15 protein-coding genes are annotated in these 17,969 nt (G+C 62.7%); 7 read left to right on the top strand and 8 right to left on the bottom strand.

All coding sequences use genetic code 11. From position 1 onward, the window contains the following. The first annotated feature begins 70 nt into the window (after positions 1–70). A complete protein-coding gene (locus HCN50_RS12630) occupies positions 71–1,276 on the top strand; it encodes a CaiB/BaiF CoA transferase family protein (RefSeq protein ID WP_171709946.1) in 1,206 nt (401 codons plus the stop codon). A gap of 11 nt (positions 1,277–1,287) precedes the next feature. Continuing rightward, positions 1,288–1,935 (top strand): glutathione S-transferase family protein, encoded by a 648-nt coding sequence (locus HCN50_RS12625; protein ID WP_171709945.1) that lies wholly within the window; start codon positions 1,288–1,290, stop codon positions 1,933–1,935. A gap of 3 nt (positions 1,936–1,938) precedes the next feature. Here the strand turns inward: HCN50_RS12625 and HCN50_RS12620 are convergent, their stop codons facing one another. Together HCN50_RS12620 and HCN50_RS12615 are read right to left on the bottom strand one after the other, a co-directional pair. Next, the gene (locus HCN50_RS12620) at positions 1,939–3,453 is read right to left on the bottom strand and encodes a hypothetical protein (protein WP_171709944.1); all 1,515 of its coding nucleotides are present in this window, start codon (positions 3,451–3,453) and stop codon (positions 1,939–1,941) included. A gap of 91 nt (positions 3,454–3,544) precedes the next feature. Then, positions 3,545–4,552 (bottom strand): hypothetical protein, encoded by a 1,008-nt coding sequence (locus HCN50_RS12615; RefSeq protein WP_311968035.1) that lies wholly within the window; start codon positions 4,550–4,552, stop codon positions 3,545–3,547. 245 nt (positions 4,553–4,797) lie between these two features. Here HCN50_RS12615 and HCN50_RS12610 point away from each other — a divergent pair, with 245 nt between their 5' ends. Both HCN50_RS12610 and HCN50_RS12605 read left to right on the top strand, forming a co-directional pair. Then, the gene (locus HCN50_RS12610; protein ID WP_171709943.1) at positions 4,798–5,172 is read left to right on the top strand and encodes a Crp/Fnr family transcriptional regulator; all 375 of its coding nucleotides are present in this window, start codon (positions 4,798–4,800) and stop codon (positions 5,170–5,172) included. After that, a complete protein-coding gene (locus HCN50_RS12605) occupies positions 5,169–5,978 on the top strand; it encodes an MBL fold metallo-hydrolase (protein WP_171709942.1) in 810 nt (269 codons plus the stop codon). Before HCN50_RS12610 ends, HCN50_RS12605 begins: the two co-directional genes overlap by 4 nt. Positions 5,979–6,237: 259 nt before the next feature. On the opposite strand, the gene HCN50_RS12600 is transcribed toward HCN50_RS12605, so the two are convergent. The 5 genes from HCN50_RS12600 to HCN50_RS12580 all read right to left on the bottom strand — a co-directional run bounded on the left by HCN50_RS12600 (position 6,238) and on the right by HCN50_RS12580 (position 12,026). Further along, positions 6,238–6,735 (bottom strand): TPM domain-containing protein, encoded by a 498-nt coding sequence (locus tag HCN50_RS12600; protein WP_171710009.1) that lies wholly within the window; start codon positions 6,733–6,735, stop codon positions 6,238–6,240. A gap of 1 nt (position 6,736) precedes the next feature. Further along, positions 6,737–7,618, bottom strand: coding sequence for a TPM domain-containing protein (locus HCN50_RS12595; RefSeq protein WP_171709941.1), 882 nt, complete (start codon positions 7,616–7,618; stop codon positions 6,737–6,739). Between the two features lie 20 nt (positions 7,619–7,638). After that, positions 7,639–8,247 (bottom strand): LemA family protein, encoded by a 609-nt coding sequence (locus tag HCN50_RS12590; RefSeq protein WP_171709940.1) that lies wholly within the window; start codon positions 8,245–8,247, stop codon positions 7,639–7,641. Positions 8,248–8,437: 190 nt separating this feature from the next. Next, positions 8,438–10,762: a xanthine dehydrogenase family protein molybdopterin-binding subunit gene (locus HCN50_RS12585; RefSeq protein ID WP_171709939.1), complete on the bottom strand. Its 2,325-nt coding sequence runs from the start codon at positions 10,760–10,762 to the stop codon at positions 8,438–8,440. Between the two features lie 163 nt (positions 10,763–10,925). Then, complete coding sequence (locus HCN50_RS12580) at positions 10,926–12,026, bottom strand: S1C family serine protease (RefSeq protein ID WP_171709938.1); 1,101 nt, start codon at positions 12,024–12,026, stop codon at positions 10,926–10,928. A 329-nt stretch (positions 12,027–12,355) separates the two neighbouring features. On the opposite strand from HCN50_RS12580, the gene ftsH reads away from it, so the two are divergent. Beyond that, the gene (gene ftsH, locus HCN50_RS12575) at positions 12,356–14,197 is read left to right on the top strand and encodes an ATP-dependent zinc metalloprotease FtsH (RefSeq protein ID WP_171709937.1); all 1,842 of its coding nucleotides are present in this window, start codon (positions 12,356–12,358) and stop codon (positions 14,195–14,197) included. Positions 14,198–14,342: 145 nt separating this feature from the next. On the opposite strand, the gene HCN50_RS12570 is transcribed toward ftsH, so the two are convergent. After that, positions 14,343–15,218 carry a dihydrodipicolinate synthase family protein gene (locus HCN50_RS12570; protein ID WP_171709936.1) on the bottom strand — a complete coding sequence of 292 codons (876 nt, stop codon included), beginning with the start codon at positions 15,216–15,218 and terminating at the stop codon, positions 14,343–14,345. A 549-nt stretch (positions 15,219–15,767) separates the two neighbouring features. On the opposite strand from HCN50_RS12570, the gene HCN50_RS12565 reads away from it, so the two are divergent. Together HCN50_RS12565 and HCN50_RS12560 are read left to right on the top strand one after the other, a co-directional pair. Then, complete coding sequence (locus tag HCN50_RS12565) at positions 15,768–17,516, top strand: peroxidase family protein (protein ID WP_171709935.1); 1,749 nt, start codon at positions 15,768–15,770, stop codon at positions 17,514–17,516. A gap of 42 nt (positions 17,517–17,558) precedes the next feature. Next, complete coding sequence (locus tag HCN50_RS12560; protein WP_171709934.1) at positions 17,559–17,969, top strand: hypothetical protein; 411 nt, start codon at positions 17,559–17,561, stop codon at positions 17,967–17,969.

The following is a 17,969-nucleotide window of genomic DNA, read 5'->3' as shown; positions in this document are numbered from 1 at the left end:
GACGTTTGAACCTGATCGCGCACCAGCGATAATTCAACAAGATCGAGAAACGTCACGGAGCGGCGCCACGATGGATAAGGGTATTTTCGAAGGGCTCAAGGTTCTGGACTGCGCGAGCTTCATCGCAGCGCCCGCGGCTGCAACCGTGCTGTCGGATTTCGGCGCCGACGTGATCAAGATCGAGCCGCCCGGCGCCGGCGATCCCTATCGCAACCTGCCGAACCTGCCTGGCTACCCGCATAGCGAGCACAACTTCGCGTGGATGCTGGAAGGGCGCAACAAGAAGAGCCTGGCGCTCGATCTCTCCAAGCCCGAAGGTCAGGCGGTGCTGCACCGGCTGGCCGCCCAGGCCGACGTCTTCATCACCAATTATCCGCCGCAGGTGCGCCAGCGGCTCGGCATCACCCATGATCATTTGGCGCCACATAACGAGCGCCTGATCTACGCGTCCTTTACCGGCTACGGCGAAAAGGGCGAGGAAGCCAACAAGCCCGGCTTCGACTCCAACGCCTATTGGGCGCGCTCGGGCCTGATGGACCTGGTGCGCGCGGATGAACACACGACGCCGGCGCGATCGATCGCCGGCATGGGGGATCATCCCTGCGCGATGGCGTTTTACGGCGCGATCGTCACCGCGCTCTACAAGCGCGAGCGCACCGGCAAGGGCTCGCATGTCAGCTCCAATTTGATGGCCAACGGCGTGTGGGCCGCTTCGGTGCTGGCGCAAGCAAAACTGGTCGGCGCGAAGTTCGGCGAACGCCGCCCGCGCGAGCGCGCGCTCAACGCGGTCACCAATCACTATCAGTGCAAGGACGGCCGCTGGCTGATCCTCTCACTGCTCAACGAAGACCGGCAATGGCCGACACTGGCGCGTTGCCTCGGCCGCGAGGACCTCATCACCGACCCGCGGTTCGAGACCAAGAAGGACCGTCACGCGCGGTCGCTGGAGCTGATCAAGATCTTCGACGAGGTCTTCGCCACCAAGGATCTCGCCGAGTGGCGCAAGATCCTGGATGGCAATGGCCTGGTGTTCGGCGTCGTCGGCATCCTCGACGACATTCCAAGTGACAGGCAGATGATCGAGAACGAGGTGCTGGTGCCGTTCGAGAACGACACCATGCTGACGATCAACAGCCCGATCTGGGTCGACGGCAGCCGCAAGGTCCAGCCGCGCAAACCGCCGGGCATCGGCGAGCACAGCGACGAAATCCTGCGCAACGCCGGCTATGACGAAGCCGCAATCGGCAAGTTACGTGCCTCCGGCGCGATCGCGTGAGGCAGCAAGCCATGCCCAGCTATCGACTGCATTATTTTCCGGAGTCGGGAAACAGCTACAAGCTCGCGCTGATGCTCACGCTGTGTGGCGAGCGCTTCGAGCCGGTCTGGACCGATTTCGGCGGCGGCATCACCCGCACCCCGGAATGGCGGCGCGACGTCAACGAAATGGGCGAAATCCCGGTGCTGGAGGTGGACGGCGAACGCCTTACGCAGACCGCGCCGATCCTGCTCAAGCTGGCAAAGCAGTTTGGCCGGTTCGGCGGCGAGACCGAGCAGGAGCAGTTCGACGTGCTGCGCTGGCTGTTCTGGGACAACCACAAGCTCACCGGCTACATGGCGACCTACCGCTATTACCGCGCGTTCACGCCGTCGCCGGACGAGCACGTGCTGAAGCATTTCCGCAGACGTCTCGACGACTTCCTGTCGATCCTCGAACAGCACATGCAGAAGAACGCATTCGCCATCGGCGAACGGCCGACGGTGGCCGACATCTCGATGATGGCCTATCTGCATTATCCCGCCGACGAGACCGGCTACGATCTGGCCGTGAGCCATCCCGCCATCAACGCGTGGCTGAAGCGCATGGCGCAATTGCCGGGCTGGAAATCAGCCTACGATCTGCTACCCGGCAAGCGCCTGACGCATTACGCCAAGTGACTGTTAGCGGCTTTTGACGAAGCACATGCCGATCCGCGAGGTCTTGCCGGCGGCCTGGCAGCTCAGGCCCTCGGCGCAGGTCCAGTCGCGAAAACTCGCGTCATTGTTGGTGGCCGGTTTGCCCTGCACATAGCAATGTGCGCCCCAGCCGTCGAGATAATTGGTGCCGGCAAGCTCGGCGCTGCCGCGCGACTGCGGACGGCCGGCGAAGCCGCGCGAATAGTCCGGCGGCTTGCCGTCGTGCAGGCTTGCGAGAATATCGCGGCGGCGAACCTGGTCGCCGAAAAAATGCGGTGATGCCGGGACGACGGCCGAATTTGACGGCTTGTCTGCCATCCAGTCGACGCCGGGGAAGTGAAAGCCGCCGATGCCACGCGTCTGATGGCAGCCGGAGCAGGTCACGTCGTTGAGCCGCCGTTCGAACCCGGCAAGCGAGCGGATGTTCTGCAACCTCACACCGCTTTCCGCGGCCTTCCTCAGCGCAGCCACGACTTCGGCCTCGCTGAATGCGGCGCCCTCGCCGTGCACCAGTCCGAATTCGGGCTCGAGGTCCGATGGATCAAATCCGACCGGCGTTGGCGCAATCGCGCTGGTGGCGAGGAATTTCTCCGGGATCAGCAAGGTGCCGCGATCGAACGCGGCGAGATTGTTGGGATCGAGCAGCCAAACCCTGAACTCGCGCTTGAGGTCATCGTCGGCAAGCAGCCGCGCGCGGTCGATTTGGTTCTCCATCGGCGCTTCCATGAATGCACGTGCGCTCCGATCGTAGCGAAACACTTTCAACAGATAGTCGGTGCGAAAGTCGCGAACCGAAGATTTCGGCGCGTGCGCGATTTGCAGATTGGTCTCGATGCGGTCGATGTTTTGATAGTCGATCAGGTCGAGCCGGCCATCCGTTGCCGCCACTGTCCCGGCGGGCGGTACCGCGAGCCAGCGATCTGCGATTTCGGAGCAGGTGATCGCCGAACCCTCGCCTTTCGCCTTCAGCACAAGGTTCAGCGTCATCGGCAGCCGTGGCGGTGAAGCGTCATCGCCGGCTGCCTTGTGGACCCGCGTCAGGCGATAGATCAAGCGGATCTCGCCGCAGCTTGCTTCCGCGGCATAGGTGCGGTCCATGCGGTTGACGATGCCGGCCAGCACGAACCGGGTATCCGCCGAATAAGCCAGCGCGCGGTCGAACAATTGGAAATCAAAACCGTCGCCGACGCCGATCGTCTCCTTCGGCAGGCTCACGCCGTGCCGCGCGACATAGCGATCGAACTCGCCGTCGATCGCCTGCCGAACCGGCACCATCGACGGCACGGCGAACAGTTCGCTGTTGGCGAGCGGGGTGTCAGCCGATCGCTCCGGCAACAACATGCGATCGAGCCGAAATTTGCCGTCATCGAGTTCGCGCAATGTCGCGGGATCGGTGATGGCGGTACCGCGATCGAGCGCCGCATCTTGTGCCGCACGCGCCGGCAAGGCACCGCACAGCAGAGCAAATACGATGACGAGAATTCGGGGCGCACGGCTCATGTCTCAACTAACACCGCGCAAAGAGGCCTATTCAAGAAAAAAGGCGCTTCACATCGCTGTGAAGCGCCTTCTCTGTTCGCTTGTCGGCGTGTCAACGGGCGACGATCAGGCCTTTGCTGGTCACGACCACCCAGCGGCCGTCCTGCCTGCGGATGGCGTCGACACGGCCAAGACCGGGCACGGGATCGCCGGCATAGACTTCGTACATGCCGCGGCGGCTCTCGATCAGGGCGCTGCCGTTGGCGACGTCCCGCAATATCCAACCTTCGACGGTCGGCAGCCGGGCCACCTCGGGCCTGGGTGAAGCCGTGGGCGCAGGGGCAGGCGCCGTCACCGCAGCGGCCTGCTGCGGAATCGTACCGGTCACGTCTTTCTCCTTCGCAGCAACCGGCGCGGCAGCAGCGGTCGTCACAGACGCCTGAGCGGCGCGGAGCTTGTCGACGGCCTCGCTGAGCTTGGCGAGCTTGGCGGCGGGTTCGGCCTGCGCCTTCTCGACTTTGTCGAGGCGGTCGCTCGCCTTGTTGAGCTGGCCTGTCGTCGTCTTGGAAGCATGCTCAAGGCTGGCTTTCAGTGCGACGATCTCCGCATCGAGTCGCGCCACCGAGGCTTCGAGCGCACTATCCTTTGCGGACGCCTGGGTCGAATCTCCGGCCATCAGCTTTCCGACGCCTGCAGTTGCCAGCGCGCCACCGAGCGCGCCCGCCACCGTCGCCAGCGCCACCACGGCAGCCATGGCTCCGATCCGTCGTTTGCCGGACACCCCCTCGGCCGGCGTGGCCTTTGCTTCCGCTCCAACGCGCTCGCCGGGAGACATGATCGTCACGTTGTCGGGGAAGCGCGGCTCCTCAGGCTTTACAGCATCGATCTTGGTGGCTTCAGCCTTGGGTGCCTCGACCTTCGGCGCTTCCATCTTGACGGTCTCGACATTGGGCGCGTCAGTCTTTGGCGCTGTTTCCTCCTGCTCGGGTACGAGTCTTGCCGGCCCGGCCTCCGTCGCGGCCATTGCCGGCTCGTCCTGTGCAGCCATGTCGGGAGCAGCCGGCCCGGCGCCAAGGGTTCCAGTTTCACCGCTGATGGGCTGGGGTTGCTGATCGCTCACGTTGGATTCTCCAGAATTGATTGACCATTTGGTAACTTTTATTGCTTGCCAAATCGTTACCGGACCGGGCCTTACCGAAATTTTAGGAACTCATCCGACCGGGTTTTGGGCCGCCGGGATCCGGGTCAGGCCCAACTCCTAAGTCCCTTTGCTGTCCTGCGGCATCCTCGCCGGTTCGGTTTGCGCCGGTCTGTTTCCCGATTAACATGGACGCAACCGACCAGCCAGAAGGCAGGAGGGCCGCCATGACCATCGAGAAATGCATCAACGAGTTTGATGTAGATGACGTCATTTTTGAGGAAGGCTCGACCGGGCGGGAACTGTTCGTGGTGCTCGACGGCAAGGTCGAGATCGCAAAGATGAACGGCGCCAGCAAGACGGTCATCGTCACGCTCGGCAAGGGCGAGTTCTTCGGCGAGATGGCGGTGATTGACGGTTCGTCCCGTTCGGCAACCGCCATTGCGGCCACCCCCAACACCCGCGTCATGCGGATCAATCACGCCCGCTTCGTCTACCTGGTCAGCCAGCAGCCCGCCTTTGCGCTGATGATCATGGATGCGCTCAGCAAGCGCTTGCGGGCCTCCAACACCGTCGCCTACAAAGCCGCGGCCGCTTCATGAGCGAGCGCCGACCAAGTCCCTTCAAGACGCTGCTCGACAGCGCGGTCTGTACGCTGATCGAGGCGGCCGAGGACGTTTATCAGGTACGCTTCAAGAATCGCGCAGCCAACGCCTATCTGGTGCGTGGCAGCTCGCGCACCATCCTGATCGATGTCGGGCTGTCGTCGAACTATCCGTGCCTATTAACGTCGCTCGACCATATCGGCGTAAAGCCCGACGATATCGACATGGTGGTGCTGAGCCATGAGCATCTCGACCATATCGGCGCGGCCTATCATTTCCACGGCTGCGCCTTCATCGCCGCGCACCGGCTCGCCGCCAACAAGATCATGCTGCGCGATGACTTCTCGATGCTGCGCAAGATGTTCAACGAGCCGAATGTGCCGATCAATATCGATCTCTGGCTGGAAGAAGGCAATCTGATCGACCTCGGCAATTTCCGCCTCAACGTGATGCATACGCCAGGCCACACCTCGGCCTGCATCACCCTGTTCGACCAGGACAAGGGATTGCTGTTCGCCTCTGACACGCTGATGCCCGGCGGCGTGATGGGCGGCGTGTTCGGCTCCGGCAGCATTGCCGACTACATCCAGTCGCTGGAGCGGCTGAAGGGGCTCGACTCCAAGATCCTGCTGTCAGGCCACGGGCGGCTATCCGATACGCCGCAAGAGGATGTGCGGATCGCGATCCGACGCTCGCACGCATTGTTGTCGGACACCGCGCAATTGTTCGACGCGCTGGATGCGCGTGCGAATTTCGAGCCGATCATGCAGTCGGTGCGCGACCTCAACAAGCTCGACGACTGACCCGTCACGCGCAAGGTCCAGCAATTCGCTCACCGCCCAAGAAAAAGGCCGGCGGGCGCTACGCCGCCGACCTTATCTCGCAACTGCCGGCTCGCGGGTCCGGTTCCGTTGCTTTGCATTCCGCTTGCTGCATCATCGGTAACACCCAGCGCCGGCTGATGCCATTGGATGCAGGTATGGCCAACCCGTCCCGAGGTAGGCTCACACTATGGGAACGGATGGAGCCGACTATCCATTGGTTTAGGGCAGTGGTAGCAAGCTACAGTACCACCGGCGCATCCGGCAGTTCATTCGCTCCGCCACCGCTTCGCGGAAAATGCGCCGCCAGCTCGCGCGACACCGCCTCGATGCCCTTGATCACGCCGCGCTCGAAATGCCCTGCCCTGAAATCGGATTCCATCTCCCTGCAGATCGTTTCCCAGCCGGCGGCGCCGACCTTGGCGTTGATGCCCCGATCGGCGACGATCTCGACGTCGCGATCGGCGAGCAACAGATAGATCAGCACGCCGTTATTGTACGCGGTATCCCAAATGCGCAGTTGGGAAAAGACATCCAGCGCGCGCTCGCGCGCGGGCTGGTTTCGAAACAGCGGTACGCCGTCGAGGGCGCCCTCGACGACGAAGCGGACCTGTCCGGAATGAATGGCTTCGCCTGCCTTGATTGCCTGTTCGATCCGAGCCAGCGACGCCGGCGGAAAGATGCGTTGCAGCCGCCAGCGGTGTTCAAGGAGATGCCTGCCGATGCGCCTGATGTTCATGCTACCAGCTCCCCGATGCGCCGCCGCCGCCAAAGCTGCCACCGCCGCCGCTGAAACTGCCGCTATCGCTCGAACTGCTGCCGCTGCCGCCCCAACTGCTGCCGCCGCTTGACCAGCTTCCTCCGGTGCCGCGACTGCCGCCGGATGGCATCAGATCGATAAATGCCGCGATCAGGAAGGCAAGCACGCCGACGGCCAAGGCCGCGCCGATGTCACCAACGAACAGCCACGCCAGAAATCCGACAAAGCCGCCGGCTGCCGCCGAGCCGACGAGCCGGCCGAGTGCAGCCCGCAGCGCGCCACCGACTACGAATACGAAGCCGAGGATCAGCGGATTGAACGGATCAATATTGCCGAGCAGGCCGGTGTCGTGCCAGTGCGGCGGTTCCGGCTCCGGCAATTTCTCGCCATTGGCGACCCCGATCATCCGTTTGACGCCTGCCGAAACGCCGCCGGAAAAATCGCCGCTTTTGAATCTTGGCGTGATCTCCTCGTCGATGATGCGCTTGGTAGTGGCGTCGGTGAGCGCGCCTTCGAGGCCATAGCCGACCTCGATGCGCAAGCGACGATCGTTCTTGGCGACCACAAGCAGTGCGCCGTCGTCGATCTTCTTGCGACCGATCTTCCAGGCCTCCGCAACCCGGAGCGCGAACTGCTCGATCGCCTCGCCGTCTGTGGTCGGCACGATCAGTACCGCGATCTGGCTGCCCTTTCGGGTCTCCAGGTCCTTCAGTTGCTGCCTCAGCGCGGCGACGTCGCCGGCTGCCAGCGTGCCGGTCTGGTCGACGACACGGCCCGTCAGCGGCGGTACCGCGACGAGCGCCAGCGCCGAACACGTCCAGCACAGCAGCAGTGCAAGAAGGGAAGCTCTTGCAGCGTTCATCGCTGTGGTCTTTTCAGCCGCTACTTCGCGGGCGCCGGCGTCGGATTGAAATCCACCTTCGGTGCCGTCGAGATCGCCTTTTCGTCCTCGACCGTGAAGTTCGGCTTCTCCTTGTAGCCGAACGCCATCGCCGTCAGATTGTTCGGGAAGGTGCGGATGCCGACGTTATAGTTCTGCACCGCCTTGATGTAGCGGTTGCGCGCTACGGTGATGCGGTTCTCGGTGCCTTCGAGCTGCGCCATCAGGTCGCGAAACAGCGCGTCCGATTTGAGCTGCGGATAGTTTTCGGTGACGACCAACAGCCGCGACAGCGCGCTCGACAGCTCGCCCTGGGCGGCCTGGAATTTCTGGAACGCGGCGGGATCGTTCAGCACCTCCGGCGTCGCCTGGACGGTGCCGACCTTGGCGCGGGCATTGGTGACGCCCTGCAGCACGTCCTTTTCCTGCTGCGCAAATCCCTTCACCGAATTGACGAGGTTCGGGATCAAATCGGCGCGGCGCTGATACTGGTTGACCACTTCCGACCAGCCCGACTTGACCTGCTCGTCATTGGTCTGGATCGCGTTGTAGCCGCAATTGGTCAGGCTCAATGTCGCCAGCGCTGCCAGCACGGTCAAAAGTCTGCGCATCGAACTCTCCCTGTACGATTTCGACCCAAAATATCAGAGTGATTGCATGAGAGCTGCATGTTTTCGATGTCATTCCGGGCCGATGCGTAGCATCGAGCCATGGTGCGCAATTGCGCACCGGAGAACCTCGAAGTTGCGGCGCGAGATTCCGGGTTCGCGCTTGCGGGCGCCCCGGAATGACGACCTTGGATTATCCCGCCGCCCTCGCATCCCTGATCGCCCGCCACACCTTGGCCGGCGTCAGCGGAGTGTTGAGCTGCTTGACGCCGAGTTCGCTCAAGGCATCCATCACGCCGTTGGTAACGCAGGGCGGGCCGCCGATGGCGCCGGACTCGCCGCAGCCCTTGGCGCCAAGCGGATTGGTGCGGCACGGCGCTGAATCGTCGAGCGTCACCACGATCGGCGGAATGTCGTCGGCGCGCGGTATGCAATAGTCCTGGTAACTCGCGGTCAACAACTGACCTTCCTCGCTGTAGGCGACGCCCTCATAGAGGGCCTGCCCAATGCCCTGGGCAACACCGCCGTGAACCTGTCCGGTCACCAGCATCGGGTTGACGGCGATGCCGACGTCGTCGACCGTGGTGTAGCGCACCACCTTGCTGACGCCGGTTTCCGGGTCGATCTCGACCTCGCAAATATGCGTGCCGTTCGGCCAGCTCGGCCCATCCACCTCGCCTTCGGAATCGACACTAAGGCACGCACCGTCTTCGTTCCTGGCGAGCTCGAACAGACTGATGCGCTTGTCGGTGCCGACCACCGTCAGCCAGCCGTCGCGATATTCGATATCCTCGACCGACGTCTCCAGCACGTTCGAAGCCTTCTCGCGCGCCTTTTGGATCATGTCATTGGCCGAGACGGCGACGGCCGTGCCGCCGACGAACAGCGAGCGCGAGCCGACGCTGCCGAAGCCGGTAGCGAGATCGGTATCGCCCTGCACGACGTCGATCTTATCCAGGGGAATGCCGAGCGCGTCGGATACCATTTGCGAATAGGTGGTTTGCAGGCCCTGCCCCATCGCCATGGTGCCGGAATGCAGGATGACGCGGCCTTCCGCGGTCGCATGCAGGCTGACCTTTTCGGTGTGCGCACGCCCGCCGGTCCATTCGATATAGCTGGTGAGGCCACGCCCGTAGAGCAGGCCCTTCTTCTTTGCCGCCTTCTTGCGCGCAGCAAAGCCGTCCCAGTCCGCAAGCTCGGCGGCGCGCGACAACATCTGTGCAAACGCGCCGGAATCGTACACCTGGCCGACGGCGTTGGTATAAGGCAGTTGCGCCGGCTTGATGTAGTTAACCTTGCGGATGGTGCGCGGATCCATGCCGATCTGGCGCGCGGCGGCATCCATCAGCCGCTCGACGATGAACACGGCTTCCGGTCGTCCCGCCCCGCGATAGGCGCCAACGGGTGCGGTGTTGGTCATCACCGACTTCACCTCGAAATGCACCAGCGGCAGGTCGTAGACGCCGGTCTGCACGAACGGCCCGAGCACCAGCGGGATGATGTTCGCCGTTCCCGACTGATACGCCCCGGTGCCGCCGATCGAGCGCACGCGATAGGCGAGCACGCGGCCCTTGGCATCGAGCGCGAATTCGCCAGTCGAGGTGAGATCGCGGCCATGGGTGCCGCCGACGAACTCATCGGTGCGCTCGCCGCGCCAGCGGATCTTCCTGTTCAGTTTAGTCGCAGCGTAAGCAACAATGCCGTCTTCGGGATAGAGGCTGGTCTTCTGGCCGAAGCCGCCGCCGATATCGCCGACCAGCACGCGGATGCTGTCCTTCGGCCGCTTCAGAATCGATTCCGCGAGCAGGTCCCGGGTCGAGCCGGGGGTCTGCGACTGCACGTGCAGGATCAGACGTCCGGTGTTCTTCTCGATCTCGGCAATCGTCGAGCGCGGCTCCATCGCGGAAGGGACCAGCCGCTGGCTGACCAGATCGAGCGAGACCACATGTGCCGCTTTGGCAAAGGCTTCCTCGACCTTGGCGGCGTCACCGTAGCTCATGGCCGCGACGATGTTGTCCGGCGCCTCCGGCCACACCACCGGCGCACCGGGCTTGACTGCTTCCAGGGGATCGACCACCGAAGGCAGCACCTCGTAATCGACCGCGATCGCTTCGGCTGCGGTCTGCGCCAGCACCCGCGAGGTCGCTATCACCGCAGCCACCGCCTCGCCGGCATACCGCACGACTTCGTGGGCTAGCAGCCGCCGCGGCGGCACCGTCATCGGCGAGCCGTCCGGCCGCTTGAAAATGGCGAGCGTTGGAATGGTGCCGATATCGTCCTTGATCAAATCGGCGCCGGTGTAGACGGCGTGGACGCCGGGCATCCCGGCCGCAGCCGCCGCATCGATCGAGACGATCTTCGCGTGAGCATGCGGCGAGCGCAGCAGATAGAGCCACAGCGCGCCTTCCTCGGGCTTGTCGTCGATGAACTGTCCCTTCCCGGTAAGCAGTCTCTGGTCTTCCAAACGCTTGACCGGCTGGCCCGCGCCAAATCGCATATTGCCGGGAAGAATGTTCATCAGTTTGTCCTTCGAGCTTCTTGTCGGATCGGGCGGGGTTTTAGCGGTTTTTCCGCTGGAGGCAACGCCTTCAATTCATTGCGAAAATGCCTGCAATAAATACGCCAGCGAGTCCGCGCGGGGGCCGCAGACGGGTGCGATCCCTGCAATTGGTAAGGAGAAATCAGCTACGTCCGATATCCACGATGTCGATGGTGATGTCGCGTGTCTGCGAACCCCGCTTCAGGCTGATGCGGATGCTCTTGCCGGCACCGATCTGCTCGATCTGGTCGGTCAGGTCGGAAAGCCGGTGCACCGGCTTGCCGTCGGCCTGGACAATGACGTCGCCGAGCGCACCCGAGCCGAAATCGACGCCGCGGATGCCGGCGCGCTCGGCCGGGCTTCCGGGCGCGGTACGCACCACGATCACCCCCTCGACGCCCAGCCTGGTCGAGACGGCCTCGCTGGCGGCGACAATGCCGATCCCGGGCGTCGGCACGCGACCGTTCTTGATGAGTTCGGGGACCACGCGGTTGACGATGTCGACCGGAATAGCAAATCCAATGCCGGCGCTGGAGCCCGAGGGCGAGATAATCGCGGTATTGACACCAATCAGCCGCCCCGCCGAATCCAGCAAGGGCCCGCCCGAATTGCCGGGATTGATCGCGGTGTCGGTCTGGATCACGTTCGATATCTCACGGCCACTGCTGGTCGGCAGCCGGCGCTTGAGCGCACTGATGATGCCGCTGGTCAGCGATTGATCGAGCCCGAAGGGATTACCGATCGCGAACGCCGATTGACCAACCTTGAGTTCGCTTGAACTGCCCAGCGCCACCGGCGGCGGCAACTTGCGTGCGCTCCTGATCCGCAACACTGCAAGGTCGTAGTTGGGCGCAACGCCGATGACTTCGGCGCGAGCTACTTCGCCCGAGGCAAAGCGCACCGCGACCTCCCGACCGTTCTGGACGACGTGGTTATTGGTGACGATGTGGCCGTCATTATCCCAGACAAAACCGGTGCCCGAAGCAGCGCCCGCGCCGGCTTCGCCGCCGTCTTCCTCGGTCAGTGGATTGGCGGCGGCAGATCGCGCGGCGACCTGTACGACCGATGGCGAGACCCGCTCGAACAGTTCGATGTTCGCGCGCTCGGCGTCGGACAGCGGCCCGCGCTGGTCGACGCTGCGAGCTGAAGTATTGGTCCAGGGGCTGTAGCGGATATTGGAAATCGTCAACGCCAGCAACACGGCTGCAATGACGGCCAGGGAAAGCGCAAAGCGACGGTTCATCGATCACTCATTTGAATGCCGCTTGCCTGGAAGGAAGCGAAAGCGGGAAGCCGGGCTTTCAGCCCGTTGGGATGTCCGCGTGACCAAACGCCCCGGCTGGCCGAAAGTTTCTGCCCTTTCAGAGACTTGTTGGCGCACCAAAGGCTGCTGCCATGCATGATCTAGGTAGCGCGATTTGTCGCGCAAGCAGCCCGTAATCGCCATTGAAACCAAACCTCCCTGTTCCCATTGTCAGAGAGCCGCAATCCAGATGTCGCCACCGACTTTTTGGGATCGGGCGAATACCCCGGCGCGGCTTCCTAGCGAGGATGTTCGCCCGGAGTTCTGACATGAACAACAAGATGCGCTTCAACGTCGGATATGCGGTCGCCGCGATCTTTGCGATCTTGCTGATCCAGTATTTCTTCTCTGCGGCGAGCCAGATCGCCGTCATCCCCTACAGCGAATATCAGCAATTGCTGAAGCAGGGAAAGGTCGCGACCGTCGGCATCTCCGACCGCACCGTGCAGGGCACGTTGAAGGAGCCGCTATCGGGTGGACAAAAACAGTTCGTCACCACCCGCGTCGATCAGGAGACCGCGCAAGAGCTCGAGAAATACAACGTAAAATTCACCGGCCAGATCGAGAGCACTTTCCTGCGTGACCTCCTGTCATGGGTCATGCCGGTGCTCCTGTTCTTCGGCCTGTGGTGGTACATCGGCAAACGCGCCGCGGAAGGTGGCGGCCTCGGCGGTGGACTGATGGCGATCGGCAAGAGCAAGGCCAAGATCTATGTCGAGTCCAATACCGGTGTGAATTTTTCCGACGTTGCCGGTGTCGACGAAGCCAAGGACGAGCTGCGCGAGGTCGTCGATTTCCTGAAAAATCCGACCGACTACGGGCGGCTTGGCGGACGCATGCCGAAGGGCGTGCTGCTGGTCGGTCCGCCCGGCACCGGCAAGACGCTGCTGGCCAAGGCCGTCGCTGGCGAGGCCAAGGTGCCGTTTTTCTCGATATCCGGTTCGGAATTCGTCGAGATGTTCGTCGGCGTCGGGGCTGCGCGGGTGCGAGATCTGTTCCAGCAGGCGCATCAGAAGGCGCCGGCGATCATCTTCATCGACGAACTCGACGCGCTCGGCCGCGCGCGAGGCATCGGGCCGTTTGCGGGCGGGCACGACGAGAAGGAGCAGACGCTCAACCAGTTGCTCGTCGAACTCGACGGCTTCGACTCGCGTTCGGGCCTCGTGATTCTGGCTGCAACCAACCGGCCGGAAATCCTCGATCCGGCCTTGCTGCGCGCCGGCCGTTTCGACCGCCAGGTGCTGGTCGACCGCCCCGACAAGAAGGGCCGCATTGAAATTCTCAAGGTGCATATGAAGAAGGTGCAGCTTGATCCAAGTGTCGATGCGGAGGCGGTTGCGGCGCTCACGCCGGGCTTCACCGGCGCTGATCTCGCCAATCTGGTCAACGAGGCCGCCCTGCTTGCGACGCGCCGCGGCGCCACCGCGGTGGCCATGACCGACTTCAACAATGCCGTCGAGCGCATGGTGGCCGGACTGGAGAAGCGGAACCGGCTGCTCAATCCAAAGGAGCGCGAGATCGTCGCCTATCATGAAATGGGCCATGCACTGATCGCGCTGTCGCTGCCGGGCGTCGATCCCGTGCACAAGGTTTCGATCATTCCGAGAGGCGTCGGCGCGCTCGGTTACACCATTCAGCGACCGATCGAAGATCGCTTCCTGATGACTAAGGAAGAGTTGGAAAACAAGATGGCGGTGCTGCTTGGCGGCCGCGCGGCGGAATTGATTGTGTTCAATCATCTCTCCACCGGCGCTGCCGACGATCTTCGCCGCGTCACCGATATCGCCCGCAGCATGGTGACGCGCTACGGCATGTCGGAAAAGCTCGGCGGCGTCGCCTACGAACGTGACCCCGGCAATTTCCTCGCCGGTGCCGACCGGCCCTACCCCGTTCGCGAACGCGACTATGCCGACGAGACCGCCGCTGCGGTCGACGAGGAAGTACGCTCCATTGTCGATCATGTATTCGAGCGGGCACAGGGCATTCTGAAAGCGCGCCGCGCGATTCTGGATCGAGCGGCGAAGAAACTGCTGAAGAAGGAGACGCTGGAGCAGAGCGATCTCGAGGCGCTGATCCGCGAAACGCCGAAAGAGGCGCTGCGAGCGGTTTAAGCAGTGCCAAGAATCGTAGCATCGTAGGGTGGGCAACCGAAGCGCGCCCACCATTCAAAGCAACGGCTGTTGAGATATGGTGGGCACGGCGCAAACGCGCCTTTGCACCCTAGGGCATCTCGCTACGGCATCTCGCAAGCGCCTTCTAAGCAAGATCGCGCAGCGCCGTCTCCACGAGCTTGCGCTGCTCAGCGGTCAGCGGCGCCTGCGGCGGAACTGGGTCGCCGACTGGATAGCCCTGAAGCTCGAGCCCGGCCTTGATGCAGGCCGAAAGATTGAAACGCGCAAACGCTTCGTTGATACGCCACAATCTGCGCTGCAGCAACATGGCCTCATCCCAGCGCTTGGCCTGGCAGAGATTATAGAGCTCGACGCTCTGCCGCGGGATGATGCAGGCTGGGCCAGCCATCCAGCCCCACCCGCCGATCAGCATCACCGCCGCCGGGATGTGGGCGGATGCCGAGAAGACTCTGATGCTGTCGCCGCAACGGTTCATGATCGACAACAGCCGGCCCGTATTGGTCGAAGCATCCTTGATGTAGCCGATGCGCGGATGGGTGGCGAGGCGCGCGATCACATCGAGCGTCAGGTCGGACCGCTGGAATTGCGGATTGGTGTAGATCACGACGGGAATATCGACGGCGTCGGCGATGGCGCGGAAATAGGATTCGACCTGTGCGTCGGCCACCGGAAAATAGGCTTCCATGATCGCGAGAATGCCGTCGGCGCCGCGCGCTTGATATGCTCTTGCCTGCGCGACCGCGTCTGCTGTCGACGTTGAAGCAACGCCGGCGACCACCGGCACGCGGCCATTCGCAGCCTCTATCGTGGTCTGCACCACAGCCGCACGCTGCGCCTGGTTGAGATAGGCAAACTCGCCGGTCGAGCCGAGCGGCGTCAGCCCATGCACGCCGGCCTTGATGAGGTCGTCGCACAACCGGGCGAGCACCTCGGCGCGAATTTCGCCGGCAGTATTGACCGGTGACACCAGATAGGGAAAGACGCCGTGGAAATCAGCCATGGACAGAAAATTCCTCGAGCGGGAAAGTCGTATTTGCCATGGCTAACCGGAATGCCGGTACAAGGCAACGCTGCGCAAGTAGTGCGCGCAGCGTTCGTCCTTTGCGTCCCTTGAGCCAGGCAATCGCCGGCAGGGAAATATCCGCCGCGCATCGGCGGGCTCGAGTTGCTCGTCAGCAACCGCTTGATGCCGTTGTCGGCCGGATAGTCGATGAAGAAAAAGCCGCGGTCGACCTGATCGCGCCGCTCGCGCAGCGCCGCAAACAACAATCATCGCCGCGAGCATTGTGCCGAGGGATCGCGCCAAGGATGCGGTCTTAGTAGGCTTCAAAGCGTGCTGCTGTGCCAAGCGGCACGACGAGATGTCTGGAACACATAACTGCATCGCTTGCGGCGAAACCGCCGGCAGATGCCGCGTCGCACGCGCAATCCAACGCGCTTTCGCTGACCAAAAGATGTCCACAGATGTTCACAGGTTCTAACGATTTAACTCACGATAATTTCACGACTTTCTCAGCAGTCTTATCGACCAAGCGCGAGAACAGGTCTGATGGCTGTGCAGAACGTCGCTGACGCATCCTCTATCCGAACTTCCGGGCTATGCGCGCGCGATGCTGGTACGGCCGCGACAGCTCCCGGCTTTCGCCACTTCCTCGGCACGCCGGCTCCTTCGCAGCGCTTTCGCGCCTTCGGCATCGATCCGCTCAGTTCGCCGTCACACCATGCAAAGCTTCGCGGATTGATGCATCGCCTGTCGCGGCGAATGGATGCTGCCATCAAATGGCCACCACACCAGGGGCGATCGGCGGAACACTGGGAAAATCCCTTCATCCCCTCGGGTTACACCTACCTGCTGCAATTCATTGCGCATGATCTGGTTCACTCGGCAATTCCGCTTTCGGTTGCTGGAGGGCTCGGTCGAGGAACAACCAACGCACGCCACACACCGCTTCGGCTGGAGACGCTTTACGGCAGTGGCCCTGTCGGATCCCCGCACATCTATGCACTCGATGCGCCGAATGACGACCGCCGCACCAAGCTGCGGCTCGGGCGAATGCGCTGGAAAGAGAACGAGCCGGCGACCGGCTGCCCGTTCCGCGACATCGCGCGAACCCGTGCGGAAAATGTGACAGGGATCGACCGCAGCATTGCAGGCGTTCGCGTTGCCCTTACCGAGCCGTTGGTCGCCGATCCACGCAATGACGATCACGCCGTGATGTCGCAGCTTACCGCGCTGTTCGCCCTGCTGCACAATGGGCTGGTCGACATCATTCGCCGCCAGGAAGACAACACGAGACCGAACGGCCGGTTCGGCGCCGCCTACAAGCGCTTTCTGTGCGCCCGCGGCGCACTGACGGCGATCTATCACAACATCCTCCGCAAGGACTTGATGCGGCGAGTGATCCACCCGGCCATCTATCAGGCTTATTGCAGCCCGAATCCGAGCTTTATCGACTGCCCCGATCCAGCCGAAGGCTGTGCGATCGGCGGCTGGGAAATTCCCTTCGAATTCTCACATGGCGCATTCCGCTTCGGTCACGCCATGGTGCGACACGAGTACCGCATCAACGATCTGTCGCTGCATGATCTCAACAACACGCTTGAGAAATCTTCCGCGAACGACCCAGTCAACATGCCGCTCGATGAGACCTGGATGGTGCAGTGGTCGCGCTTTTTCGAGATCAACGGTTCGAGGCCGAATCTCAGCCGCCGCATCGGCCCCTATCTCAGCGACGGGCTGGGGAACGATCAGATTTTTCCGGCGTTCGACGAGACCGAGCGCGTCGGCCTGCTCTACCGCGACCTGCTCGGAGCGGGGCTCGCCGGAATGTGGTCGGTGGACGCGTTGATTGCGGAGATCGGCCAACGCCGACCGCACTTCGTCGCGATGTCGCGCCTGTTGGCCGACCGCGCCTATCGCGTCAGCCAGCTTCGCGAATGGCTGGCTGCCGCGCCGGCCTATGGTGCGCTCTCGGCCGCCGACATCGAGACGCTTTCGAACGATCCTCCGCTTCCCTTCTTCATCCTGTTCGAAGCCATGCAGCAACCGCACGCCGAAGGCCTGCACCTTGGGCCGCTTGGTTCGATCATCATATCGGAAGTGATTTTCGGTGCGCTCGCCAGCGACCCGCGCCTGGCCGACGGCAGTTCGCTTTCGGAGCGTATGGCAGGCATCTCCCGCGAATTTTATCCGGCAAACCTACTTCAGGAAATTCCTGACATCTCAAGCATGGCGCAGTTGGTGGAACTCACCTCCGAAATTGCCGAGCTGCAGCACGCCGTGCCCGCATTTCTGTGAGCGGAAATCAATCCGTCTCACGCAACCCAGAGGAGAACGACTATGCGGATTGAAAGGCTCCAAGTAACCAACCACGAGCGCTGGGGCAAACTGGTGAAGACTTGGGCAACCGGCACCAACTACCTCGAGGACGACAACAGCTACCCGATACCGACCACAGTGGACGAGTTCAAGGAGCAGCTCGCCAAGGCCCAGGTATTCGCTACGGTGCCGGATCGCTTCAAGCACATCAAGTTCGTGTCCCAGGAGCAGGACACGATCACTGTCAAGTTGCCGCCGAAGGTGATGATCGAGGATTCCGAGGCGTTGCTCAGCGAACCCGGATCGACCTATCCGCTTCCGCCATTCTACAAGCGGTTGTTCAACGGCATCGACCCGGTGATTCCGGAGGAAGAAAAGTTCAAGGTGCATGCCGAACGCATCGGCGACTACACGCTCAGCCTTTGTGCCTGA

This window comes from Bradyrhizobium archetypum, from assembly GCF_013114835.1.
Classification (GTDB): domain Bacteria; phylum Pseudomonadota; class Alphaproteobacteria; order Rhizobiales; family Xanthobacteraceae; genus Bradyrhizobium; species Bradyrhizobium archetypum.
Note: the sequence above shows the minus strand (reverse complement) of the source record. Positions and strands in the feature narration are given on the sequence as shown.